The 23,946-nt window shown below is 42.0% G+C and carries 21 protein-coding genes; 8 read left to right on the top strand and 13 right to left on the bottom strand.

Annotated elements, in window-relative coordinates; translation table 11 throughout:
- Positions 1–109 precede the first annotated feature (109 nt).
- Positions 110–1,966 (bottom strand): YfbK domain-containing protein, encoded by a 1,857-nt coding sequence (locus C900_RS05535; protein WP_009578678.1) that lies wholly within the window; start codon positions 1,964–1,966, stop codon positions 110–112.
- Positions 1,967–2,074: 108 nt separating this feature from the next.
- Here C900_RS05535 and C900_RS05530 point away from each other — a divergent pair, with 108 nt between their 5' ends.
- Together C900_RS05530 and C900_RS05525 are read left to right on the top strand one after the other, a co-directional pair.
- Positions 2,075–2,650 (top strand): RNA polymerase sigma factor, encoded by a 576-nt coding sequence (locus C900_RS05530; protein ID WP_009578677.1) that lies wholly within the window; start codon positions 2,075–2,077, stop codon positions 2,648–2,650.
- A 40-nt stretch (positions 2,651–2,690) separates the two neighbouring features.
- On the top strand, positions 2,691–4,058 hold the full coding sequence (locus tag C900_RS05525) for a TonB family protein (protein ID WP_157493903.1): 1,368 nt from the start codon (positions 2,691–2,693) through the stop codon (positions 4,056–4,058).
- 223 nt (positions 4,059–4,281) lie between these two features.
- Here C900_RS05525 and C900_RS05520 read toward each other — a convergent pair whose 3' ends face one another.
- The gene (locus tag C900_RS05520) at positions 4,282–5,961 is read right to left on the bottom strand and encodes an alanine/glycine:cation symporter family protein (RefSeq protein ID WP_009578675.1); all 1,680 of its coding nucleotides are present in this window, start codon (positions 5,959–5,961) and stop codon (positions 4,282–4,284) included.
- A gap of 208 nt (positions 5,962–6,169) precedes the next feature.
- Here C900_RS05520 and C900_RS05515 point away from each other — a divergent pair, with 208 nt between their 5' ends.
- Positions 6,170–6,715, top strand: a complete 546-nt coding sequence (locus C900_RS05515; RefSeq protein ID WP_009578674.1) for a hypothetical protein — start codon at positions 6,170–6,172, stop codon at positions 6,713–6,715.
- Here the strand turns inward: C900_RS05515 and C900_RS05510 are convergent.
- Both C900_RS05510 and C900_RS28140 read right to left on the bottom strand, forming a co-directional pair.
- Positions 6,712–7,461, bottom strand: coding sequence for a LytR/AlgR family response regulator transcription factor (locus C900_RS05510; protein ID WP_040495757.1), 750 nt, complete (start codon positions 7,459–7,461; stop codon positions 6,712–6,714). The genes C900_RS05515 and C900_RS05510 overlap by 4 nt on opposite strands.
- Positions 7,462–7,489: 28 nt before the next feature.
- Complete coding sequence (locus tag C900_RS28140; protein ID WP_051052780.1) at positions 7,490–8,608, bottom strand: sensor histidine kinase; 1,119 nt, start codon at positions 8,606–8,608, stop codon at positions 7,490–7,492.
- A 234-nt stretch (positions 8,609–8,842) separates the two neighbouring features.
- Between C900_RS28140 and C900_RS05500 the strand changes: the two genes are divergently transcribed.
- From C900_RS05500 to C900_RS30335, 3 genes are all read left to right on the top strand, one after another.
- Positions 8,843–10,063 carry a carboxypeptidase-like regulatory domain-containing protein gene (locus tag C900_RS05500; RefSeq protein ID WP_040495755.1) on the top strand — a complete coding sequence of 407 codons (1,221 nt, stop codon included), beginning with the start codon at positions 8,843–8,845 and terminating at the stop codon, positions 10,061–10,063.
- 302 nt (positions 10,064–10,365) lie between these two features.
- Positions 10,366–10,563, top strand: coding sequence for a hypothetical protein (locus tag C900_RS05495; RefSeq protein WP_009578669.1), 198 nt, complete (start codon positions 10,366–10,368; stop codon positions 10,561–10,563).
- A gap of 13 nt (positions 10,564–10,576) precedes the next feature.
- Positions 10,577–10,849, top strand: coding sequence for a DUF2335 domain-containing protein (locus C900_RS30335; RefSeq protein ID WP_009578668.1), 273 nt, complete (start codon positions 10,577–10,579; stop codon positions 10,847–10,849).
- 229 nt (positions 10,850–11,078) lie between these two features.
- Here the strand turns inward: C900_RS30335 and C900_RS05485 are convergent, their stop codons facing one another.
- The 4 genes from C900_RS05485 to C900_RS05470 all read right to left on the bottom strand — a co-directional run bounded on the left by C900_RS05485 (position 11,079) and on the right by C900_RS05470 (position 14,598).
- Positions 11,079–12,071, bottom strand: a complete 993-nt coding sequence (locus tag C900_RS05485) for a bifunctional heptose 7-phosphate kinase/heptose 1-phosphate adenyltransferase (RefSeq protein ID WP_009578667.1) — start codon at positions 12,069–12,071, stop codon at positions 11,079–11,081.
- Positions 12,072–13,265: a pyridoxal phosphate-dependent aminotransferase gene (locus tag C900_RS05480; RefSeq protein ID WP_009578666.1), complete on the bottom strand. Its 1,194-nt coding sequence runs from the start codon at positions 13,263–13,265 to the stop codon at positions 12,072–12,074.
- A 312-nt stretch (positions 13,266–13,577) separates the two neighbouring features.
- On the bottom strand, positions 13,578–14,189 hold the full coding sequence (gene recR, locus C900_RS05475; protein ID WP_040495753.1) for a recombination mediator RecR: 612 nt from the start codon (positions 14,187–14,189) through the stop codon (positions 13,578–13,580).
- A gap of 133 nt (positions 14,190–14,322) precedes the next feature.
- Positions 14,323–14,598, bottom strand: a complete 276-nt coding sequence (locus tag C900_RS05470) for an ATP-dependent Clp protease adaptor ClpS (RefSeq protein ID WP_009578664.1) — start codon at positions 14,596–14,598, stop codon at positions 14,323–14,325.
- A 69-nt stretch (positions 14,599–14,667) separates the two neighbouring features.
- Here C900_RS05470 and C900_RS05465 point away from each other — a divergent pair, with 69 nt between their 5' ends.
- Together C900_RS05465 and C900_RS05460 are read left to right on the top strand one after the other, a co-directional pair.
- Entirely contained in the window at positions 14,668–16,143 is a 1,476-nt protein-coding gene (locus tag C900_RS05465) for a sodium:solute symporter (RefSeq protein WP_009578663.1), read from the top strand.
- A gap of 946 nt (positions 16,144–17,089) precedes the next feature.
- A complete protein-coding gene (locus C900_RS05460; protein WP_009578662.1) occupies positions 17,090–19,750 on the top strand; it encodes a cation-translocating P-type ATPase in 2,661 nt (886 codons plus the stop codon).
- A gap of 826 nt (positions 19,751–20,576) precedes the next feature.
- On the opposite strand, the gene C900_RS05455 is transcribed toward C900_RS05460, so the two are convergent.
- The 5 genes from C900_RS05455 to C900_RS05435 form a co-directional block, all read right to left on the bottom strand.
- Positions 20,577–21,035 carry a GNAT family N-acetyltransferase gene (locus tag C900_RS05455; protein WP_009578660.1) on the bottom strand — a complete coding sequence of 153 codons (459 nt, stop codon included), beginning with the start codon at positions 21,033–21,035 and terminating at the stop codon, positions 20,577–20,579.
- A gap of 78 nt (positions 21,036–21,113) precedes the next feature.
- Entirely contained in the window at positions 21,114–21,584 is a 471-nt protein-coding gene (locus C900_RS05450; RefSeq protein ID WP_009578659.1) for a DinB family protein, read from the bottom strand.
- A 225-nt stretch (positions 21,585–21,809) separates the two neighbouring features.
- Positions 21,810–22,223, bottom strand: coding sequence for a hypothetical protein (locus C900_RS05445; RefSeq protein WP_009578658.1), 414 nt, complete (start codon positions 22,221–22,223; stop codon positions 21,810–21,812).
- 224 nt (positions 22,224–22,447) lie between these two features.
- The gene (locus C900_RS05440) at positions 22,448–22,918 is read right to left on the bottom strand and encodes an OsmC family protein (protein ID WP_009578657.1); all 471 of its coding nucleotides are present in this window, start codon (positions 22,916–22,918) and stop codon (positions 22,448–22,450) included.
- A gap of 481 nt (positions 22,919–23,399) precedes the next feature.
- Positions 23,400–23,930, bottom strand: a complete 531-nt coding sequence (locus tag C900_RS05435) for a dihydrofolate reductase family protein (protein WP_009578656.1) — start codon at positions 23,928–23,930, stop codon at positions 23,400–23,402.
- Positions 23,931–23,946 lie beyond the last annotated feature (16 nt).

The raw sequence follows: 23,946 nt of genomic DNA, 5'->3' as shown, positions 1-23,946 counted from the left end.
GGTATCAGGAAACTAAGGGTTAAAACAACTCAAATTATTTAGGTTAATAGTATCCAATAAAAAAGCACGATTGAAAACCGTGCTTTTTTGCTTTTACATCTCTTTAATGCTACTTCCTTGCCAGCAGGCCAAAAGACTTCACCATGTTGATGAACTCAATTCGATATCCTTCCTGGTCACTACCTTTCGACTCCTGTGCCAGCTTCAATACATCATCGTGTGTAAGGTCACCCTTAAACTCAGAGTTGCGAAGCAACATACCAAAACCTGCCACGGCAGCAGACCACTTAAAATTAGCAGAGGTTTTATCCAGGTCAACCTGATTATCCATCAATGCATGGGTTATTAGCTTGCTCTTATCTCCATCAGGCTGCTTATAGCGTAGCTTTACTGTCATCAGTTCTTTCGATTTATACGCCTCCTGGGCAATTTTATTCTCCTGATACTTCAGCTCATCAATCGGATCAAACTGACTTTCTACTCCTACAGGAATAATCTCGTACAATGCTGTCACAGTATGCCCCGCTCCTAACTCGCCTGCGTCTTTTTTATCGTTATTGAAATCTTCATTTCTGAGAGCCCTGTTTTCATAGCCAATCAGCCTGTACGCTTTCACCTTAGCAGGGTTAAACTCTACCTGTATCTTCACATCTTTTGCTATGGTAAATAATGTGCCGCCAAATTCGTTAACAAAAACTTTTTTCGCTTCTAATATATTATCTATATAAGCATAATTACCATTGCCTTTATCTGCGATCACCTCCATTTTGGAATCTTTGTAGTTACCCATTCCAAATCCCAATACTGTCAGAAAAATACCACTGTCCCTTTTTTCTTCAATCAGCCTTTCCATTTCTGCATTGCTGGAGGCTCCCACATTAAAATCACCATCGGTTGCAAGAATGACGCGGTTGTTACCTCCTTTTTTGAAATGTTGTTGAGCCACATTATAAGCCAGGTTTATCCCGGCTCCACCAGCCGTTGACCCTCCGGCCGATAGTTGCTCAAGTGCATTTATAATGGTCTCCTTGTCGCTGCCTGCTGTTGAAGGTAATACCAGACCGGCAGCCCCTGCATACACCACAATGGCTACATTATCCTGTGGCCTTAGCTCGTCTACCAACAGCTTAAAAGCAGATTTCAAAAGTGGCAGCTTATTGGCACTGCTCATGGAGCCTGAAACATCGATCAGGAATACCAAATTAGAAGGAGGAAGCTTTTCGGTGGAAATTTTTCTGCCCTGCAAGCCAATATGCACCAGCTTGTGCTTTGTATTCCATGGAGCTGCTGAGATTTCCGTAGTGATAGAAAAAGGGTCCTGTCCATCAGGCTGTGGGTAGTCGTAGCTGAAATAGTTGACCATTTCCTCTATCCTGACAGCATCCTTTGGAGGTAACTGACCGTTATTTAAAAACCTTCTTACATTGCTATAGGAAGCTGCATCCACATCTATGGAAAATGTTGATAGCGGATTTTTCAGCGCTCCATGAAAGATATTTTCATTAATAGCATCATACTCCTCGGTATTGTGGACCGGGTAATTTTCCAATGGTGGTGGTGAATTATAGGACACATCCATCATAGGCCTTCCCATGGATTTCTGTTCGCTTCTGCGGTATTCCTTCTTTCTGGCAGATTGTGTTGCTGCCACTTCAGCCAGATCTTCTGCCTCTATTCGCATCTCCATAGCCACATTAATAACCCCCTTATTCCCAACCTTTACTTCTTTAGTAGCATAACCTGGCAAGGAAAAAACCAAGGTGCCCGATTCCGGCACTTTTATGCTGTAGTACCCGTTGATATTGGTCATGGTTCGATTTGTTGTGCCTTTCACCTTTACATTAACTCCGGGTATCGGGCTTCCATCCTGGGCGGATGTAACGGTGCCCGTGATCTCTTTCTCTTCAAAATACATCATGGACGACATGATAACAAGTAGTGCGATGAATATTCCTGTCCTTTTCATAATTGATTTATTTTAGTAAAACTTCACTATCATGATGCAGACCATTTACCATTTCCATAAATTCTTCTAATTTTTTTTTAGCTTAGGATTTATTGTTTGATAAACAGCATGTCCAAATCACCTTCAATCGATCCACAGGAAGAAGCGCGGCTCATAGCCATGTACCGACAGACGGGTGAGTTGGAGCATGTGGGAAGACTGTTCAATAATTATATGCACCTTGTATATGGGGTATGCCTGAAGTATCTTAAAAACAGAGAGGAGAGCCAGGACGCTGTGATGCAGATCTTTGAAAAGCTTACAACCACCTTGAAAAATCATGAAGTAGCAAATTTTAAAAGCTGGCTTTTTGTTTTAAGCAAGAACCATTGTCTGATGAAACTGCGATCAAAGCAATATCAGCAGGAAAAAACTTCTAAAGATATTTCGGAGGTAGTTATGGAAACTGACATGGTTTTGCATCATAATAATGAACCTGTTTTGGAGCAGGATCTCAACCTGCTTGAAAGGTGCATTGATGAGCTTCAAAGTGAACAGAAGACGTGTGTACGATTGTTTTACCTTGAGAGCAAATCATATAAGGAGATTGAAGTGTTAACTACTTTTGAGCTTAAAAAAGTCAAAAGCTATATCCAAAACGGCAAGAGAAACCTGAAAAACTGCATGGAAAAAAATCGTGAGTAAAGGAAAAAACCATATAGGCCCTACACTAACTCCTGAGATAATGGAGAAGTACTTAAATGGAGAACTTTCGCATCAGGAGATGAACGCAGTGGAGAAACTCATGCTCAATTCCGACTTCGATGCAGAGGCTATGGAAGGTTTTGAAGGTGCAGGCGCAGAACATATGGCTCATGATCTTAATATATTGGAAAAGAGGTTAGAGCAAAGGATACAACCAGGGCATCGAAGCGGCTTTTTCTGGCTGAAGATAGCAGCCTCATTGCTGGTACTGGCGCTTGCTGTTATTTTCGTAATCAACCTCAATTTGAACCATGCACCGCAGCAAGAGCTGGCCGGGTCTACTGCTAAAGACGAGGCAGCTATGCCCGAACAATCAGCAGGTAAGGATGATGCAGCGCTTTCGTCAGACACCATGATAGCTTTAAATGAAGGACCCGGGGAGACTGAACAAAAGAAAGCGCCTCCTCCTCCCGTTGAGCCGAAAGGAGTTGCGGGAACTACTCGTGCTTACGAAGAAAAGACCAAAGCTGAGGTAATAGCAGAAGAAAACGAAGAACAATTGATAGCCGAAGCAGATGTAGTAGAGCCTATTTCCCTTGCAGAAGCGAAGGAAGAACAGATTGATTTTACTGCTGCAGATATTGAAATTGCAGCAGTAGAAATCACTATTCCTGAACTTGAGGATACAGCCACTGAAGATCTGGCCGATAAAGCTGCCGGTGTTCAGGCTACAGAATTGGCAAAAAGCCGGTCAGAAAGAGCTGAAAAGAAGATGGAATTAAGATCGCGCGCTGCAGCGACACCGGAAACCATGTATCTGCCACAAAGGAGTATCATCGGAAAAGTAACCTCTATGGAAGATGGAGCAGCGCTGCCGGGGGTTAATATAGTATTAAAAGGTACTACCATCGGAACTGTTACAGATATTGATGGCCAATATCAAATTTCCGTTCCGGCAGGCATGGACCCTACTCTTGTCATTTCCTTTATCGGAATGAACAGCGAAGAGGTGAAGGTCGCTGACAAAACAGAAATTGATGTGCAGCTCTCCAGCGATGCAACGGCTCTAAGCGAGGTGGTGGTGACTGGCTATGGAGTAGGTCGGGATAACAATTCTACAGACTATATAATACGTGCTAAACCCGAGGGAGGTAATGCCACGTTTAAAAAATACATCCAGGACAACCTTAGGTATCCATCAGATACAAGCAGTGTTAAAGGCAGAGTTATAGTTGAGTTCGAGGTACTTGCCGATGGTGAATTGGCTAACTTCAATATAATCAGGAGCCTGGGAGAGTCCTTTGATCAGGAAGCCATTCGGGTAATAAAAGAAGGGCCAAAGTGGAGCCCCACCACACGGAATGGGATACCAGAGAATGATACCGCTAGGGTAAGGGTGAAGTTTTAGTTCTCAGTTCTCAGTTCTCAGTTCTCAGTTCTCAGTTTTCAGTTTTCAGTTCTCAGTTTTCAGTTCTCAGTTCTATCGGTGCCTTTAATTTACCTGGCCGTTTTTATGGAAGGTTTCTCTATAAATTATTCGAGCCACCACTGACCATTCTTAACGGTAAAGTGGTGGCTCGAATATTAAAATTGGGAGCGGTAAAACAGTAAACAGAAACTACGAACTGCTACTATTCCGGAGTTTTTTCATTTGGCCAGTCTTTCTTGAAGTCGATCCAGTAATTTTTTACGGTGCTCTTCATTTCTTTGTGCAGGAACAGGATACCAGCAAGGTTAGGGATCGTCATCAGCGCAATAGTAATACCTGCCAACGTCCAGATCACTGTTGTATCTGCAAATGAAGCAAAGAAGAAGCCCAGGATATAAACTACCCTGTAATGCATTACATATTTACTACCAAACAGGTAGGTTGTCGCTCTATCTCCATAGTATGACCAACTGATGGCCGTTGAGAAAGCAAATAGCAACAATCCTATGGTTACTATATATTCCCCATATCTACCAAAGTAGCCATGTTTAAAGGCCTCCGCTGTCAATGGTGCGCTATGAATCAAAGACTTACCCTGAATGATAAAGGTAGTACCCATACCTTGTATTCTACCATTATCAACAGTCAGTGCCCCTGTATATGGCGTACCTGCCTGATAAACTGTTACATCTTCAGCAAAAGATCGGGCATGTATTATAGTAACGTCTCCGCTAATTCTGCCCTCCTCCACATCTACAGAACCTGTGTATAGCGGCAACGCCTCTTTACCCACGAGGTGTCGATATACCTGATTCCTCCTGGTGGTATCATTTTCATCAAATACAGTAGCCAGTACTTCAAGATCGGTGGGCTGAAAAGTATTTTGATGCTTCTCCTTCCACACTCCCGAAGAAAGCAGGACAAGACCGGTTAACGTACAGATGACAATAGTATCAATAAAAGGCTCGAGAATGGCCACCATTCCCTCTGATACCGGCTCATGTGCTTTCGCTGCTGCGTGGGCAATAGGAGCAGAACCCTGCCCTGCCTCATTGGAAAAAAGACCCCGGCCAACTCCTCTTATAAAGGCATAACTGAAGGTTGCTCCGACAAAGCCTCCTGTAGCAGCCGTTCCGGTAAATACATCTTCAAAGATGCTGATAAAACTGGGTATAATGTTTTCGTAATTGTATAGTATAACTGCCAGGGCGCCTAAGAAGTATAAGATTGCCATTGTCGGCACCAGCTTTTCGGTAACCTTTACAATTCTTCTGATCCCGCCAAGGATTACCATCGCCAAAATTATCGCCAGTACCAGACCGCTTATCCATTGCTTAATACCAAAAGTGGAGAAAAGAGCGTTCGAAATATTATTGATCTGTGGCATATTGCCTGTGCCAAATGAAGAAAGGATCGTGGCAACGGCAAATATCGCGGCCAACCACTTCATGTTCAGCCTGTTTTTCATATAATACATCGGCCCACCCGCCATAGTACCATCAGCCGTCTTTTCCCTGTATTTATGGGAAAGTGTTACTTCTACAAATTTGGTGGTCATACCAAAAAAAGCCGTGACCAGCATCCAAAACAAGGCGGCAGGACCCCCGATGTAGACTGCCAGCGCTACTCCCCCGATATTACCAGTACCCACAGTACCTGAAAGTGCCGTTGCTAATGCCTGAAAGTGCGAAGCATCACCTTCATCTCCATGTTTGTCAAATTTACCTCTTACCACTTTTAGTGCATGGCCGAAATACCTCAGTTGAGGAAAACCCAAATAAATTGTAAAGAAAAGACCGGTTCCCAACAGGGCGTATGGAAACCATACAGCACTGCCGATATAGCTATCAATGAGTACAAGAAAATCGTTAAGAGTCTGCATAATTTAGTTTGTAGAGGTTGATTTTTTTACCACAGTTGGCAAATCTAATAAATTAATCCAGATGGCAAAAACAGGAATGCACAACCGGAAAAATCATTGGCTGGTAACTTTTTTGGCAACTCTAACGAAAAAAACGCAAAAAATCTGTTGTCAGGTTTAACTTTGCAAAGTTTTTAACGTATGTACAGGTTACTATATTTTGGCAAAGGTGAGAAAGTTAAATATCCTCTTTTTATCAATATTTTTTATCAGTGGCATTTCACAGGGTTATGCACAGACTGAAAACCCGATCAAAGAAATTCGCAACGAATTGTTTTATACTGAATTCAACTTTGACAAGTGCTTGAATTATTATAACCGTATTGTGGAGCTAAATATCAAAAGCCCTATCATGCAAGCATATCAGGCTGCCGCCCAATCACTTATGGCCAAGCATAGCTGGAACCCGGTCAATAAATATACTTACCTTAAAGAAGCGCAGGAGCTATTAAACAGGGCTGTAAAAGAAGACACTGAAAATCCTGAGATAAGGTTCCTCAGGCTCTATATTCAAAGAAGCATTCCTTCATATATGGGTATGAGCAAAGACATAGCAGAGGACAAGGCTGCCATATTAGCTAACCTTGACAAATTAAATATCCAGGAATTGGGTGAGGATATTGCTGCCTACATTGCAAGATATATGGCTTCGGATGAAATTACTACGGACCCTGAAGCCCGATTGATCAAACAGAAACTGCAGGTGGCTAATTAGACCACCTTTTTTCTTATCTGCTTCGCATAGGTCCGGCTGACAGGAAAGCTTTTCCCGTTTTCCATTTTTACGATCAGTCCACCATTGAAATGCTTTTCAATTTCCTTCAGGTAGTTAAGATTGATGATCGTTGATCTGTGTATCCGAATAAATGTTTCCGGATTAAGCTTTTCCTCGAGCTTGCCAATGCCTGAAGAACTAAGATATTGATCATTTTTTGTAGTAAGCACAGTGTAGTCTCCCGAAGCTTCGAGATGAACAATATCCTTCACCTCCAGGTTGAGCAGTTTTTCTGACTTTTGAACAAACAGGTGGCTGGAATACTTACCATCATCGCCTCCCGATTTTATGTTCATAATTATGTCCTCAACATTAGTTTGCTCAGCCTTTATTCTGTCAATAGCTCTTTTAATGGCCAGCTTGAACCGTTCCTCATCCAAAGGTTTAAGGAGGTAGTCAATAGCATTTTTGTCAAAGGCCTGAATGGCATACTGGTCGTAGGCGGTGGTAAAAATAACATAGGGTTTATGCTCAATAGCCTCCAGCACATCGAAGCCATCCATCCCGGGCATTTGTACGTCAAGGAAAATGAGCTTTGGCTTAAGCTTATCAATCTTTTCCACGGCATCTTTACCCTTGGAGCATTCCGCCACAACTTCTATTTCAGGATAGGGCTCCAGGAATTCCAGAAGCAGGTCACGGGCCAGTTTTTCATCATCTATTACTAAACAGTCTATTTTCATCATATTTTTATTCTAAGGTGACTTTTAACGCTCAAACAGTTGCCGTCTCCAACTCCTCGGCATCTTCTGCATGCACATAGCCGTTAGGTGGTAATCTAAAGCTTACAGTATACCCGTCCTGCCGGGCGCTAATGTGCAAACCTGCATATTTTCCATAAATACTTCTTAATCTTTTATCCGAATTTTTGAGCCCTACTCCTGTGGATTTTCCATCTAAAACCTTCTGAGCATTTATTCCCAGCCCATCATCAGAAATTTCAAAATATATACCACCGGGAATACGCTTAACCATCAGCCTGATCGTACCCCCGTCATCCTTAGGCGCTATACCATACTTCACCGAATTCTCTACCAATGGTTGTAAAACCATAGGCGGTATATCTACGCTTAAGCAGGTAGGCTCTACATCCATTATAAATTTAAGACGATCTCCGAATCTTACCTGTTGAATTCTGATATAATTTTCAATAAAATCGAGTTCATGTATCAGTCTTACCTTCTCACCGGTGTGCGAATCCAATGCATATCTGAATACATCAGACAACTGCGTGATTACCTTTCGGGCCTTTTCCTTATTAGTGCCGATCAATGTACTGATGGAGTTCAGGGTGTTGAATAAAAAATGGGGATTGATCTGCGACTTCAAGAGTGAAAGTTCCATCTCTTTGTTCTTAAGTGCCAGCTCCCCTTTCTCCTGCTCTTTGTGTTGCAGCGTTTCAAAATATCGTATAACATAGTAAACGGCCACTGTTATAAGATACTGATCATAAAAACGCATGGCATCCCAGCTAAGGAGGTTAAGCATATACTCCTTCCAGTCATCAAAATAAACGAGCCCATCAAGATAGTAGTCGAAATAATAAGACAGATAGCTAATACACATAAAATAAACAAACAGCCCTCCCACATGGCCTAACACCTGAACCACAACTTTAAACCTGAACAGCCAGTGAGCGTAGAAAAAGGTAAGCCCTACGAAAATACAGACGGTTTCGAAGAGATAAAATCCATTCCATAGCACCGAAGTATTGTAAGGGCGGAAGACCTGCCATTCAATAATTGAGCTTAATGCATAGTTGAGTCCATACCAACCGCAAATGAGCAGGTAAGCTATCTTCCAGATCTTTGGTATTCTCTCTATTATGTTCAAAAGGGCCGAACGGTTTTAATTAATACTGCGTTGTCACAAAATACGTAAGACTTTGGCCATCAATATTCGTGTCATGGTATACCATTTTACAAAAAAAGACGTTACAAAAGTAGATTTTCGATAAAAACCTTGCAATAACGTTTAATTATTACAAATATCGTTTAGAACAAATATTGACAATGTGCAGTTTCATTTACATCTTTGATTTTTGAAGCTGATAGTTGGAACCAACATATGCGCCTCTTCGGTCTATTATTATTTTTTTGCGTCTCTATCCTTTTTGCGCAAGCTCAACCTTCTATAACCATCTCAGGAAAAATTATAGACAAGGAGACTGGCGAGCCATTGATTTTTGCCTCCATTGGAATAAAGGGGACATCATTGGGCACCGTTTCGAATAAGATCGGTGAGTTTGATTTCCATATCCCCGCTGAACATAAAAATGGCCGAATGGTCATCAGTATGTTGGGCTATGAAAGTATGGAGGCCCTCATACAGAACCTTATGGGACGTGATACGCTTATTTTCAGACTTAATAAAGCCGTAAAAGTACTGGATGAAGTAATTATCAAAGATTCTCTTTCCGGAGGTGATATTGTAAGTATTGCTATCTCCAGGATCGAACAAAACTATCCCATGACCCCATTTATGCTGGATGGCTTCTATCGAGATATTAAAAAGGTAGGTGGCATATATTCTTCTTTGTTGGAAGCTGCAGTCAAAATATATGATGAAGACTATAAAGAACCCAGAAATAAAATAAGACTCCGCGAACGTGTGGCATTGATAGAAGTAAGAAAGAGTCTGGGCTACAACAATAAATTCGCTCAGTATTTTGATCAGAAGAACCTGCTGGAAGAACTGCTGTTACACAATACAGTCAGGTACAGGCAGTTTTCAGATGAGGCCTTGTTTTTTGACAGTTTTAAGCGACAGAAGACATCGTTCTACAATGGCAGGAGGGTACATGTAGTGGCATTAAGATCAGATGACTATTTCCTTAAAATGTACATTGGAGTGAATAATTATGCTATCATTCGGCTTGAATATGAAAGGGTGTACCCTGCAGACTGGGTAGTAAAAAAGAAAAACTCCATATTCAGCAGGTATGTAAGCGACAAAAAAGTCATCGATTTCAAAGAATTTCAGGGCAAGATGTACCTGAATTATATGAACCTGACCTCCAAGATCAATTGGTATAATGAAAAATCAGGAGACCTGAAGTTTGAGACAGAGCTTTATCAGGAATTACTGATCAACAAAGTATATACCGAGCCGGATGAAAGGATAGCCAGCAGCCGTAAAATGCGCAGATATGGCCTGCAATATCAGGATCAGAGGTATAACAAAGAATTTTGGGACAACTATAACGTGATCAAAGAGACTCCCCTTGACCAGGAAATAGTGCGCGATCTGGAAAAGTCGGGCGGCCTGGATGAGCAGTTTGATTATTGAACCCCGATTATTTTTACGCATCGTTGCTATTTACTCATCGTTGCTGAAAGCATTTCACCGGCAAAAAAAACAATCGTATCGAGGTGTACTTTATGTTCTGACCTAAAACCACGTACTTAGTATCAATTAAAGCCAACTATAGACACGAAAATACCCCCAGAGCCAAGGCGCTTTTGGGGGTATTTTTTGTTGAAGAAAAACTTCCGTATAACTTCCTGTAAGGATTTGTTTTTTAATTGGGTTTTACAAATCATTTTTGTTTTATAAAACTAAATCCTATATTAAATCGTTAAATTTGTACTATGAACAGATCAGATTTTCTTTTTTCAAAAATGAATTTTTTGACAGGTGCCGGTTCTGTATTAAATATAGCAGGAAACTATTATAGCTTCAACAGCTCAAAGAATGAAAGAGAAGCCGATTTAAAAGCCATAAAATCAGACTGGTGCAGTGTAGGGGAAGACATCTCTCATGCTTATAAAACTATGTTATCTGAGTAATTAGAATTCAATTATGTCAGATGAACTAATACGAGGTGCTAACGAGCCTGAAGAAGAGCTTAAAGAAATAGAAAAACACCTCAGATCCATTAATCCAAGATTGTTTGAAGGAATCGGTAAAAAGAAAAAAGATGAAATTCTTCGCAGTATTACTTTTACTCTCATCCAGGAAAAAACACATTCTGGCCCTATACCAGATCCTGAAACCCTAAGTCATTATAATAAAATCATTCCAAATGGAGCAGAGAGAATTATGGCTATGGCTGAGAACCAACAAAAGACATAGACATGAATTAGAATCCAAAGTTATAACTGCTCAAATTAGTCAAAGTAAAATGGGTCAGATTTTTGGATTCATTTTGGGGTTACTTGGCCTTGGGTGTGGCACTTTCCTTGCATAAATAGGTCAGCCTTACGTTGGAGGAATCATTGCAGGCGCTACAGTTGTTAGTTTGGTATCTGTCTTTGTAATCGGAAAAAAAATTCAGAAAAAAGATTTAGATAAGAAGTAACTTCTACAACCACCGATTTTTCTTCGATTCGGCAAGCAGCGCGGCCTTCTCAATAGGAACAACCCCAATATGCTCGCAAACGAGGCCACCCCCAAGATTGGACAAAGCAGCAATGAGATATGGTGAAAGTTTGAGGGCAACACCAAGAGCAGCAATACTTATAACTGTGTCTCCTGCACCGGATACATCGGAGATCTCACGCACATGGGCGGGAATCAGATGTTTTTCTCCGGCAAAATGTATATATACACCTCTCTCGGAAAGTGTGATCAAATTTCCTTTGCTCTTCAGTTTTTCTCCAAGCAGCTCCACTGCCTTTTCCATAGATTGCTGGTCATTCTTTTCTAAATCCAGCTTAAGGCCTTCCCGAAGCTCTTTCAAATTGGGCTTAAATAAAGTTACCCCTTTGTAGTTGAGAAAATTACGCTTTTTGGGATCAACTACTGTCGGCACACCCAGTTCATTAGCCAGATCGACCGTTTTTTTAATGATATTTTTGCTGATCACTCCCTTGTCGTAGTCTTCAAAAATGATGACATCAGCTTGTGGCATAAGGCTCTTGATTCGTTTCCACAATGCATCTTCCTCAGATTTGCTCAGCAGTTTATCTGTTTCTTCATCAACACGCACCACATGCTGATGAGATGTCATAATACGAGTTTTTACTGTAGTGGGGCGCTCCCCGCTGGTGACAATACCTTCGGCAGAAATATTTCTTTCATGTAGTCTTTCAACGAATTTTTTTCCACTATCATCATCACCAATAACAGCGCAAAGCAAGGGGTCAGCGCCAAGTGATTGGATATTGAGCGCTACGTTAGCCGCACCACCAAGCCTGAAGTCCCGCTTGGTGGCCCTAACCACCGGCACGGGAGCCTCAGGTGAGATTCTTTCAACAGCACCCCAGATATAGGCATCAACCATTACATCTCCGATAATTAATACCTTGAGCCGGTCAAATGCGTCAAATATCTCTTCAATGGTTCGGTACTGCATTTAAGAAAGTTTGCTTAATACTTCTTTAATTCGTTTTATGGCCTCTCTTAATTCCTGTTCTGATGCTGCATATGACAATCTAACACAATCGGGGTCTCCGAAAGCATCACCTGAAACCAGGGAAACATGAGCTTTTTCAAGAATATACATACAGAAATCACTTGCATCATTTACTTTGAATCCATCGGCAGACTTACCAAAATAAGCGCTTACATCAGGAAAGAAATAAAATGCACCCTGAGGCATATTTGTTTTAATGCCGGGAATTTCCCTGAGCAGGTCATAAACGATCTGTCTCCTGTTCTTGTAGGCTCTGGTCATCTCATAGGTAGGTTCCAAATCGCTGGTGATAGCGACATAGGCAGCTCTCTGAGCGATGGAGCAGTTGGCCGAAGTAATCTGGCCCTGCACCTTATTACAGCCTTTCGCCAGCCACAATGGCGCTCCGATGTATCCTACACGCCAGCCGGTCATGGCAAACCCTTTGGCAAACCCATTTACAGTAACAGTACGGTCAACCATTCCTGGAAGTGAAGCTATACTCACCCTTTCTCCGGTGTAGTTGATATGTTCATATATCTCATCAGCAATTATAATAATATCATCGTGTGCTTTGATCACTTCAGCAATTGCTTCCAGTTCATTTTTGGTAAAAACAGAGCCTGTCGGATTGCAAGGAGAAGAATAGATCACTGCTTTGGTTTTGTTGGTGATCGCCTCTTTCAACTGCTGTGCTGTTGCTTTAAAATCATTCTCAATGCTGCCGTTGATAAACACAGGTGTACCTTCCGCCAATTGTATCAACGCAGAGTAACTTACCCAGTATGGCGAAAACACGATCACCTCATCGCCAGGGTTAAGCAAAGCCAACATCACATTGGCAATGGATTGTTTTGCTCCATTTGAAACCACAATATTTTCAGCAGTATAGTCGATATTATTCTCCTGTTTCAGCTTTTTAGCAATAGCTTCTCTCAGGTCCTGGTATCCTGCCACGGGAGGATATGCAAAGTATTTACCTTCATCGATAGCTTTCTTTGCGCCTTCCTGGATATGCTTGGGAGTTTTAAAATCGGGCTCTCCCAGACTGAGACTAATAACATCGATCCCTTTGGCCTTAAATTCCCTGGCCTTTGCCGCCATTGCAAGTGTGGCGGACTCTTCCAGATTGTTGATTCTGTCAGATAAGTTCATGTGGTTTATTATAATTTAATTGAAATACTTCCGGGAAACTGCATTTGCAAATCCCTCCGATATTACTTCCACCATATGTCCAATCTGCCTGGCCCGGCACATATTAGTGGGATTTAGACAAAACAGCCCAAAATTATATATAATGACATTCAGTTACTATGATTAGGTGAATTTTATTCGGTTGCCGGTTCTTAGTTCTCCGTTCGCAGTTCGCAGTTTGTTCAAGTCTTTTAGCTGACTAGCCATGAACTAGTGGCCAGTGACTAGTGGCCAGTTCACAGTTTGCCCGTTTGTAGCTTAGGGCCGTCTCCGCTATTGATTATAGGTTGTCCGGCTCAGGATGCTGCGCCCGAGGGTGATCTCATCGGTGTATTCGAGCTCTCCGCCAATGGGAATTCCACGGGCAATGGTACTGATCTTAATATCGAATTCCTTGAGCTTTTTTGTCAGGTAAAAGGCGGTGGTATCGCCTTCCATAGTGGGGCTAAGTGCAAAAATAATTTCTTTTACCTCTTCTTTGTTTGTATCAATGCGTTTCAAGAGCTGTTCAACATTCAACTCGGAAGGCCCTACCCCCTCAATAGGAGAAATAACACCACCGAGAATATGATATAGCCCCGTATATTGCGAAGTATTTTCAATGGCTAATACATCTCGTGTGTCTTCTACAATACAAATAGTCGATCGGTCTCTTCGGTGGCTGCTACAAATATTGCAAATCTCATCATCCGAAATATTATGGCATTCTATGCAGTATTTTATTTTCGACCGAAGCTCGTTCAGCGCCTCGGACAAGGCATACGTACTGTTTTCGGGCTCCTTCAGCAGATGAAGCACCAAACGCAGGGCAGTTTTCTTTCCAATACCTGGTAGACGTGATATCTCTTCTACTGCGTTCTCAATGAGTCTAGAGGGGTATTCCATAGTGTATTAATGTCAAAGATATGCAACACCACAGACATAGAAAAGGAAAATATTCGGGCAAGAGTTTCGTGGATGCCTGGCAGGAGGAAAAGCGCAGGCCTTGCAAGGAAAATTGAAGATAAAGGATGTAAGTCTACATCACGCGTGCATCAATACCAGCATCACAGATGGCCTCTTTCATAGGCTTTAGTATTTTTAGGAGGCCTTTTTTGACTGAACACTTACCTTTATAGTGAATAATATAGGCACACTGTTCAGCTTGTTCTGCAGAATGCTTGCATACACGTATAAGAGTGTCGATGACATGATCAAAAGTATTTACATCGTCATTAAATACCATTAGATCTTTAACATCTGCTACATCCTCTAGAACGTCAATTAATTCTTCTTCTTTGTGTCCTAAATCCATATAGAGCTTTGGTTTTGTTTGTCAAAAGTAAAAAAAAATTACAACTTTAGCCGGTATATTCCATGATTTATGAGTCCATCACTAGTTATTACTGTCATATCCGGCTACTTTATCCTGCTCATTGCCATTTCTTTACTCACGGGCAGAAAGAGCGATTCCAAGACTTTTTTCACTGCCAACAGGCAATCTCCGTGGTACCTTGTTGCATTTGGAATGATAGGCGCCTCTCTTTCAGGGGTCACCTTCATTTCCGTACCTGGCTGGGTAGCAGGAACCCAATTTTCCTACATGCAGGTAGTGTTTGGATACCTGTTGGGCTATTTTGTGATAGCTACAGTTCTTATGCCACTTTACTATCGCCTCAATTTAGTCTCTATCTATGGCTATCTGGATCAGCGTTTTGGCTTCTGGTCATATAAAACAGGCGCATTTTATTTCCTGCTTTCAAGGGTAGTAGGCGCCTCATTTCGCCTATTTCTTGTGGCAGGGGTTTTACAGTTGGCCCTCTTTGATGCATGGGGCATAGATTTCGCGGTTACGGTAATGGTGACTATTGTATTGATCTGGCTCTATACTTTCCGGGGTGGTATAAAAACAATTGTATGGACTGACACCTTGCAAACTCTTTTTATGCTATCGGCAGTGGGCATAGTCATTTACCTGATCAGTCAGGAGCTCAGCTTGTCAGCCGTTGAGCTAACAACCACCATAAGTGAAAGCAAGTATTCGAAAATTTTTTTCTGGGACTGGCAAACCAGCAAAAACTTCTTTAAGCAATTTTTCGCAGGCGCTTTTATTGCCATAGTGATGACAGGACTGGATCAGGATATGATGCAGAAAAACCTGACCTGCAAAAATATTGGTGATGCGCAGAAAAACATGTTCTGGTTTTCACTTACTCTGGTAGTTGTGAACCTGATGTTTCTTGCACTGGGAGCCCTACTCTATATATATGCAGATACTAAAGGTATCGCTATTCCAGTGCGTTCTGATGATCTTTTTCCCATGTTGGCGCTTGAGCATTTCAACATCTTTGTGGGTATAATTTTTTTACTGGGCATAGTGGCCGCTGCATACTCCAGTGCAGATTCTGCACTAACAGCCCTCACCACCTCATTTTGCGTTGATTTTCTCAATTTTAACACCCTGGAAGACACGCTGGAGCTACAGAAAAAGCAAAAAAAGACCAGACTGATAGTGCATGTAGGCTTTTCTGCTTTGTTATTTCTTGTAATCATGGTTTTCAAGGAAATCAATGATGAAGCTGTGATCAGCGCTGTATTTACGGCCGCGGGTTATACCTACGGCCCGCTATTAGGACTATATGCTTTTGGATTGTTTACCAACCTGCAGGTCAGAGATTATGGTGTACCTATTGTATGCGTCTTATCTCCTGTACTTTCCTATCTGCTCAGCAAGCATTCTGAAGAGCTCTTGTTTGGCTATAGATTTGGTTTTGAGATATTAATTGTGAACGGAGCAATAACATTTATAGGCCTGCTTCTACTACAAAAGAACCAATCAAGTGGAAGTGTTAGGATGTAGTAGTCGGAATAATTTTTCTCAGTTCTCAGTTCAATGTTTCTCAGATTGCAGTTTGGCCTGCTTACTCTTGAAGCTTAAAGCTTGAGGCGCTACTTCCTACTGACACGTGTTTGATTGCGATGTTTGATGTTCTGCCGGTTAAAATTCAAAGCTTGCAGGCTATCCGGTCTTGACTGCCTGGAGATTCAATCTGATCAAAATCGAGTAGGAAGATAGGGATTATTTCCCTATCTGTCCTCTCACACCACCCTGCGTACCGTTCGGTACAGGGCGGTTTGTTAAAATAATGATAGCTGTGCTGCTTTGGTCAGCCGCAAGTATGTGTTTCATACGACTTTTGCTTGCTCGCCTTTAACTTCAACAAATTAACAACCCTTGTCCGGCACGTTTTCATCACCCACACATAACCGCCTTGTATGAAGTTTCTGTTCGTAGGCTCGAATATTTGCCGCCAGCTTCTTTCAGATTCGCAGTCGCCCACGACACCCTTGCTATTGGCTAACGATAAGTACTGTAACTCTCGTTCGGGACTTACACCCTAGAGCATTATGACCATGCCTGACACACAAAAAAAGCCGCCCCTAACCAGGGGGCGGCTCTTATGCTGTACAGTGTTAAAACCAACTAAAAACACAGTTTCATACAGCTTTTGTAAATCAACCTAACCTACTAAGTAATTGGCAATACCTGTGCCAAAGGATAAACCAGCTTAAAATACACGATTAAGCATATCCTACCAATAATTCAGTCTCAATTTGAGACAAAAGTCCCATTTTTATAAAACCTCTTAGTTTGATCAATGGTTTACCAGGCCTCTTTTCGGAGTATTTTTTTTGCTTATATGTCCTTTATCATTTTACTACTCCTGCATTCCAATTAGTTTTAACAGAAAATTAATAGTGGTTCCTTTTGGAACTCAAAAATTGTGTTTTAAATAACAGTTTAAGTGGCAGCGCAGCTATATCATGCAAAGGAAGTCGAAGAGTTATTGACCTCATTTAATACTGACCTAAATAAGGGCCTCAGTAATGCTGAGGCCCGCAAGCGGCTGGTTCAGTATGGCCCAAATATTCTCATCGAAAAAAAGCAAAAAAGCATAGGCAGGATCCTCCTCGACCAGTTCACAAGTCCCATTGTGTGGCTGCTAATTGCTGCAGGCACACTGGCATTCTTTCTCGGGGAGATCCCGGAAGGAATAGCTATAGCCATTGTGGTTATCATCAATACCTTCATTGGTTTTTTTATGGAATGGCAGGCGTTGCGATCTATGCTTGAATTGAAAAAAATGGGTCGTGCAAAAACAAAAGTTTTTAGAGAAGGTACTCGTAAAGAACTTGATTCCGTACAATTGGTACCTGGAGATATCATTTATTTCGAAGGAGGAGACCTGATAACTGCTGATGCACGCCTGATTGTACAGCATAATCTCGCCATAAAAGAGGCTGCATTGACGGGTGAATCGGCCCAGGTGAGCAAACATACGGAAAAACTGCCTGAGGACACGGTATTGGCCGATCGCACGAACAGCGTTTTTAAGGGCACTCTGGTAGCGCGTGGAAATGGCAAGGCTATAGTTGTTGCCACCGGCAATGATACTGAGCTGGGAAGGATATCAGAAATAACACAAGAGGCTGAAAAACATGCAACTCCGCTGGACAAGCGGTTGAGCAAGCTAAGTAAAAAGCTCATATGGCTTACGTTGGCGATGACTTTTTTGATATTCATTGCCGGTATTGCCAGAGGCGGTGAATTGGTGATATTACTGGAAACAGCCGTGGCGCTGGCAGTGGCCGCCATTCCCGAGGGGCTTCCAGTTATTGCCACCATCACACTTGCCAGGGGTATGGTACGGCTGGCAAAAGACAAGGCAATAGTAAAGACCCTGAAGGCCGTGCAAACACTTGGAGAAACCAACGTAATACTTACTGACAAAACGGGCACATTGACGGAAAATGATATGTACCTCGAAACCCTCTTCTTCAAAAGGGACACTGTTAACCTTTCTACCTATAAAAGAAATATCGAGGCCGAACGGGAAAACATGGAAAGTGATATTGAGCTTTTACTTATTGTCGGTACTTTATGTAATGACAGCACATACCACCCAAGTGAGACCGAAAGCACTACAGGAGACCCCATAGAGATTGCCTTGCTAAGAAGCGCCAGTGAAATACTGGGAGCCCCTGATGACCTCAGGAAGAAGTATCCGAGAATAGCTGAAGTGCCTTTTGATGCGGAAATAAAAATGATGGGCACTGCAAATAAAGCCAATGGTGCCTATCTTATCTCTGTAAAAGGAGCCACTGAGGCTGTACTGCAAAAGTGTACCAAAATGCTGGATGAAGATGGCAATGAAGTGCCATTGGGCGACCATGATGAGTGGCATAATGCGGTCAACGAAATGGCTGGAAAAGGACTGCGGGTATTGAGCTTTGCCTACAAAAAAACAGGCTCAGAACCCGACCATAAAAATTTCATACAAGATCTGACATTTATAGGGTTAGGAGGCTTTATAGACCCCGCCAGAAAAGATGTAAAAGAAGCGATACAATCTTGCAAAGAAGCGGGGATTAAAGTAGTGATGGTTACGGGTGATCATCCTGAAACAGCCGGAAGCATTGCAGAAACCGTGGGATTGGTAAAAGACGGCAGAGAAGCCACTAAAATACACGGACGGGATCTGGGAAAAGGAGTCGGCAGCAAAGTGACTATTCAAAAACATATTCTGGATGCCAATATTTTCGCAAGGATCAATGCTTCGCAAAAACTTGACCTGGTAAAACTCTATCAGCAAAATAACTATATTGTAGGCATGACAGGCGATGGGGTGAATGATACCCCTGCCCTGAAAAAAGCTGATATAGGGATAGCCATGGGGAAGAGGGGAACTGAAGCAGCCAAAGAAGTGGCTGATATTATTTTGAAAGACGACTCCTTTTCTTCCATAGTGTTAGCTATCAGGCAGGGGCGTGTCATATTCAACAATATTCGAAAGTTTGTCGTTTACCTGCTTTCCTGCAATCTCAGCGAGATCCTGGTAGTGGGAACAGCTTCCTTTCTGGGTGTCCCGCTACCATTGCTTCCACTTCAAATCCTCTTTTTAAATATGGTTACTGACATATTCCCGGCCCTGGCCCTGGGCATGAATAAGGGGGAATGGGATGTAATGAAAGAGACGCCACGAAGATCTGACCACCCTATAATTTCCAAACCGTGGTGGGGCTCAATTGTAGCATATGGCATGGCTATGACTCTGGCGGTATTGGGTATAGAGCTTTTAAGTATTTATGTGCTGCATTTTCCTGACCCACTGGTGAACAACATGACTTTCTATACTCTTGTTCTTGTACAGTTGTGGAATGTTTTCAACCTCCCTGTCTCAAGCGTTTCTTTGTTTAAAAATGAAATTACCAAAAACAAATACATCTGGTTGGCCTTTATTATATGCATAGCTATTGTAGTAATGGCATGGCTGACACCTCCCTTAAGAGAAGCGCTGGCGCTTCGTCCCCTTGAATTCACTCACTGGATCATTATCCTGGCATTCAGTTTTATTCCGAATGTCTTGATACAGGTAGCAAAACGGGTGTTTAAAGTGATCAGGTGAGTATGGGATCCGGAAGTTCAGATCAGATGCAGTGGGTATAAAAAAAGCCGCCCTTTATCAGAGGACGGCTTTAAGCTGCAATATGCTAAAACCAACTAAAAACAATCTACAGCTTTAAATAATCAACCTAACCTGATATTCGTATTACAATGGATATGCCAAAGTACATATGCTTCAAATTTACATGTTTAAACACATTTAACTGTCTATGAAATCCCTATTAGAGAAAGCGTTCCCAGATTGGATCTAAAAGTAATGTTTGTACAAATTCCCGGGATTCAACTTGGCAGTAGTGAAAACCTCCTGATCGACAGATACTGCATTTCAGCGGGAAGGTGATCATCTGCATTTATATCAGAGCATTTTTTGATTTGTGATGAATAAAAAAAGCCGCCCTTTACCAGAGGGCGGCCTAGCTGTACATGCTAAAACCAATTAAAAGCAAATTTACAGCTTTAAAAATCAACCTAACCTGTAAAAACAAAAAACAACCACTGTGCCAATAGCACTCATGTAGTTGAATTTATATGTTTAAACATATTTTAGGTTCAAATCAGTTCCTTGTTTGGGAAAAAATTCCCAATGTTCTTTTAGTGATCTACAATGTCGTAAAAAAAGAAAGCCGCCCTTTACCAGAGGGCGGCTTAGCTGTACATGCTAAAACCAACTAAAAACGAAATTATACAGCTTTATTTTCAACCTAACCAATTTAGGTATCACAACTTGCGTGCCAAAGTATGATTCTGACCAAAAATCCCTCACAAAGCTCACTTGAAGCACATGGTCTCCCATCCTAGGAAAGAACTACATAAATCGGGAAGGTCTACTACCGCTTTTCGGAAGCTTTATAAACATCCGGGTTGTGCCTCTCCATATAGATGTCTGGGTTGGGTAGCCTTACAAATCCATATTTTTGATACAACCATTCAGCGGTGCTTGTAAGTAATATCCATCGTCTCAGGCCTTGAAGGTTAGGGTGGCCAATAATTTCATCCATCAGCCACTTGCTCAACCCCAAACCTCTGTAATCTTTAAAAATAAATACATCACCCAGATATGCAATGGTGGCATAATCAGAGATTATGCGGGCGAAGCCTATCTGATTCTCTTTTTTGTACAGCCCAAAATTAAGAGAGTTTTCAATTGAATTTTTTACTGTGTCGTAGGGAATTCCATCGCACCACCCCGCCTCAGCGGTAAGAAAGGAATGGATCAAAGGGATGTCCAGTTTTTTCTTGTCTGTGGAAATGAAAAAATCTCCTCTGACTGATTCTATAACATTCATAAAAGAAGCATTTACGCCTTTAAATGTAATATTATTTCCAGAGGTGTAAACACTTGATGTCAATAATTTCGACCGTCTTCAATCCCAGATCTGGGCACGATCTATCCCGAATATCCTCAGGTAGCTCAGCATCTGCCCGGTGTGGACAGCTTCATGATATGCAATTCGATTGAGATAATCGCCAAGAGCCCTGTTCTGACCCACCTCGCTTCGCTCAATCCGAATTTCCTGCAGGTCTGCTTCTGACAGCTCCCGGATCATATTCATAAACCGGTGCCTGTAAGGCTCAGCGTATTTCAGTTCGCTTTGCAGGTTAGCATACTCCCTGCCAACCCAGGGAGATCTGTAATCACCAAGATTTCCGCGATTTTCCACTATTTTATGAAATAGGTGCTCACCTTCCAGCACATGACGCACCATTTCTATTATTGAAAAAGCATTTTTATCCGGCCGCCAGCCTAAGTATTCCTCAGGTATTGCCCCCCACAGTTTAATGCTACGCCTCCTTATTTCTGAAAAGTTGAGCAAAATGATCTCTTTTGAATCCATTCAAATTACTAATTAGTGTTTGTAAGAAAACTCTAAGTGCTTTAAGAAAAGGTTCCCGCCAAAGGGATGTCCTCCGGGACTATATTTACTGTTAAGTTAACGGTCATGGCCAAAGAGCGTGACGAAGTGCCAAAAAGCCGCAATCCGTACAGTTGTTACAGTTGCCGGGAAGAGCGTTTTTGGAACGAGCGTAACGCGGACATTGATGTTTCTTAGAGACATTAATTAAGGTGATACACTTGGTCTGTCATAAAGGCCGGCCATCCAGTTATCCGAAATAATTTTAGCTTTTTCATAATCATCGACTACCAGGATCAACTGATTATAATGATCGCTGTAAAGTACCTCTATATTTACTCCAGCCCTTTCCATCAGGCGGGTGATCTTGCCAAGCTGGCCGGGTTGATCCTGTTTCAGGCGCTGAATAAGTATTTTATTTTCCTTGAGCACCTCAATTCCTTTTTTTTCAAGAGCTTTTCGAGCCTTTTCTGCATCTTCAATGAGAAAGTGTGCCACTCCGTCACCACCTACAGTCCATACACCGCCCCCTTCAATGCTTACACCAGCCTCTGCCAGCGTTTCGCCCATTGCAGCCAATGATCCGGGTATATTTTTTAAACGTATCGTCAGATCCTTCATATGTATATTTTATTTACGATTTTTGATTTTTGATTTACGAATTAGTGTTTGCAAGAAAACTCTAAGTGGCTTTAAGAATGAAGTCCCAAAAGAGGAGTCCCGTACAGTTGTTACAGTTGTCGGAAAAAGCATTTTTGGAACGAGGGTAGCACGGACATTGGCGTTTTCTTAGAGACACGAATTAAGTTTGAAGCTGCTTGCCCACTGCTTCTGCCAACTGCCGGTTATTCATCCTGGGTGTGTTGGATAATAATTTTTGTTTTTACAGAATTAGCCAGAAAGCAACGACTGTGCGCCTGTTCATGCATTGCTGCTAGCTGCTGTTTATCAGGAAAATGGTTACCGGAGAATTTAACAACGGGATTAAGAACAACCTGATCCATTGCCATGCGTCCGGAAGCATCCTTGTTCATAATACCTTCTGCAGCATCGGTGTACTCTTCTACGATATATTTCTTTCCTGCAGCAATGGATAGAAAAAATAGCATATGGCAGCTACACAATGCGGCAACAAACGCCTCTTCAGGATCAACAGCAGAGGCATCCGACATCGGTACGGGGATGACTTCCGGTGAGGAAGAAGCCTTTAAATGAATGCCTCCGTCAAACTGCCATTGATGCCCACGGTGGTATTTACCATCTGTAAAGGATTCAGCGGATTGCTTCTGCCATTGTATTTTAGCGTAATGTTTCATGTGTATATTTTAGTATTGAGATGTTAGTATTGAGTGTTGAGACTGTATTTATGATTGACGATTGACGGCCTGCTAAACAGTGATTCACGATTGCCTACTAAAGCCTTACTTCCGACTTCGGTCTTCCGCCTCCCAAACTGGGGAGAGGTCCGAAGGACAGAGGGGGCAACTTCCGGCTTCGGACTTCCTAACCCACCTCTGTGTCTCCTCCCAAGAGGAGATTAGTTCGCGTGTTTGGATGGAGATCTGTCTTTTTACTCAAGACTCACTATTAATGAATAGAGAATTGCCTACTGCTTCTGCCAACTGCCGATTATTTAGCTTGAGTTGGTATGGCTTAGCCTTATAGTTATTTCATAACATCTGATTTTAATTTCCGATGCTAAGATATAGTGTCATTTTGTTTAATACTTCAGTCAAGAATGAAGTATGAAATTAAAGACCGCCATGAAACACAATTACACTCTTCTTGCGTGAAGACCTACCTGACGTTAAAGGTCATGATTTGAAAACCATCATCAAATTTTAATGTTTCGAGTAGCTGGAGATCCGCGTTTGAAGAGGAGGAACCAAAGAGTTTGATACCCCTTCCTAATATGATAGGATTCAGTTTTATTTTCAACCGGTCGATCATATTGTGGTCTAGGAGCCATCCGGCAAACTCCCCTCCTCCGCTAAGATAAATATCTGCTCCTGCCCCTGCTTTAAGTTCCATAATCCGGTTGATATCCCGCTTTTCCACTTTCACTTTTTCGTGGGGAGTTTCTAATTCGAGTGTATCAGAAAATATGTAATGCTCCATATGCGGATATGCCGGTTGGCCGGGCTGCAAACCGTATTTATAGCCAAATTCGTAGGTCCTACGACCCATGATCACGGTATCAAACGCCTGCAGGTCTTTAAAATATTGATCCACGCCGGCACCCTGCTGTATAAATGCACTGACGTCATCATCAGGTCCGGCAATGAATCCATCGAGTGAAGTGGCAACGTAGTAAATAATTTTTCTCATGGTAGTTGGTTTTGAT

Source organism: Fulvivirga imtechensis AK7 (genome assembly GCF_000331535.1).
GTDB classification, from domain to species: Bacteria; Bacteroidota; Bacteroidia; order Cytophagales; family Cyclobacteriaceae; genus Fulvivirga; species Fulvivirga imtechensis.
This window is presented reverse-complemented; position numbering and strand designations above follow the sequence as displayed.

What these genes read in the sequence shown, in the direction of transcription:
- C900_RS05525 (WP_157493903.1), top strand. Translation starts at nt 2,691, where the DNA reads ATGGAGAAGTACTTAAATGGAGAACTTTCGCATCAGGAGATGAACGCA.
- C900_RS05450 (WP_009578659.1), bottom strand. Translation starts at nt 21,584, where the DNA reads ATGGATTCAAAAGAGATCATTTTGCTCAACTTTTCAGAAATAAGGAGG.
- C900_RS05435 (WP_009578656.1), bottom strand. Translation starts at nt 23,930, where the DNA reads ATGAGAAAAATTATTTACTACGTTGCCACTTCACTCGATGGATTCATT.
- C900_RS05445 (WP_009578658.1), bottom strand. Translation starts at nt 22,223, where the DNA reads ATGAAGGATCTGACGATACGTTTAAAAAATATACCCGGATCATTGGCT.
- C900_RS05440 (WP_009578657.1), bottom strand. Translation starts at nt 22,918, where the DNA reads ATGAAACATTACGCTAAAATACAATGGCAGAAGCAATCCGCTGAATCC.
- C900_RS05470 (WP_009578664.1), bottom strand. Translation starts at nt 14,598, where the DNA reads ATGGATTTAGGACACAAAGAAGAAGAATTAATTGACGTTCTAGAGGAT.
- C900_RS05465 (WP_009578663.1), top strand. Translation starts at nt 14,668, where the DNA reads ATGAGTCCATCACTAGTTATTACTGTCATATCCGGCTACTTTATCCTG.
- C900_RS05535 (WP_009578678.1), bottom strand. Translation starts at nt 1,966, where the DNA reads ATGAAAAGGACAGGAATATTCATCGCACTACTTGTTATCATGTCGTCC.
- C900_RS05495 (WP_009578669.1), top strand. Translation starts at nt 10,366, where the DNA reads ATGAACAGATCAGATTTTCTTTTTTCAAAAATGAATTTTTTGACAGGT.
- C900_RS30335 (WP_009578668.1), top strand. Translation starts at nt 10,577, where the DNA reads ATGTCAGATGAACTAATACGAGGTGCTAACGAGCCTGAAGAAGAGCTT.
- recR (WP_040495753.1), bottom strand. Translation starts at nt 14,189, where the DNA reads ATGGAATACCCCTCTAGACTCATTGAGAACGCAGTAGAAGAGATATCA.
- C900_RS05455 (WP_009578660.1), bottom strand. Translation starts at nt 21,035, where the DNA reads ATGAATGTTATAGAATCAGTCAGAGGAGATTTTTTCATTTCCACAGAC.
- C900_RS05510 (WP_040495757.1), bottom strand. Translation starts at nt 7,461, where the DNA reads ATGATGAAAATAGACTGTTTAGTAATAGATGATGAAAAACTGGCCCGT.
- C900_RS05530 (WP_009578677.1), top strand. Translation starts at nt 2,075, where the DNA reads ATGTCCAAATCACCTTCAATCGATCCACAGGAAGAAGCGCGGCTCATA.
- C900_RS05520 (WP_009578675.1), bottom strand. Translation starts at nt 5,961, where the DNA reads ATGCAGACTCTTAACGATTTTCTTGTACTCATTGATAGCTATATCGGC.
- C900_RS05500 (WP_040495755.1), top strand. Translation starts at nt 8,843, where the DNA reads ATGCGCCTCTTCGGTCTATTATTATTTTTTTGCGTCTCTATCCTTTTT.
- C900_RS05485 (WP_009578667.1), bottom strand. Translation starts at nt 12,071, where the DNA reads ATGCAGTACCGAACCATTGAAGAGATATTTGACGCATTTGACCGGCTC.
- C900_RS05480 (WP_009578666.1), bottom strand. Translation starts at nt 13,265, where the DNA reads ATGAACTTATCTGACAGAATCAACAATCTGGAAGAGTCCGCCACACTT.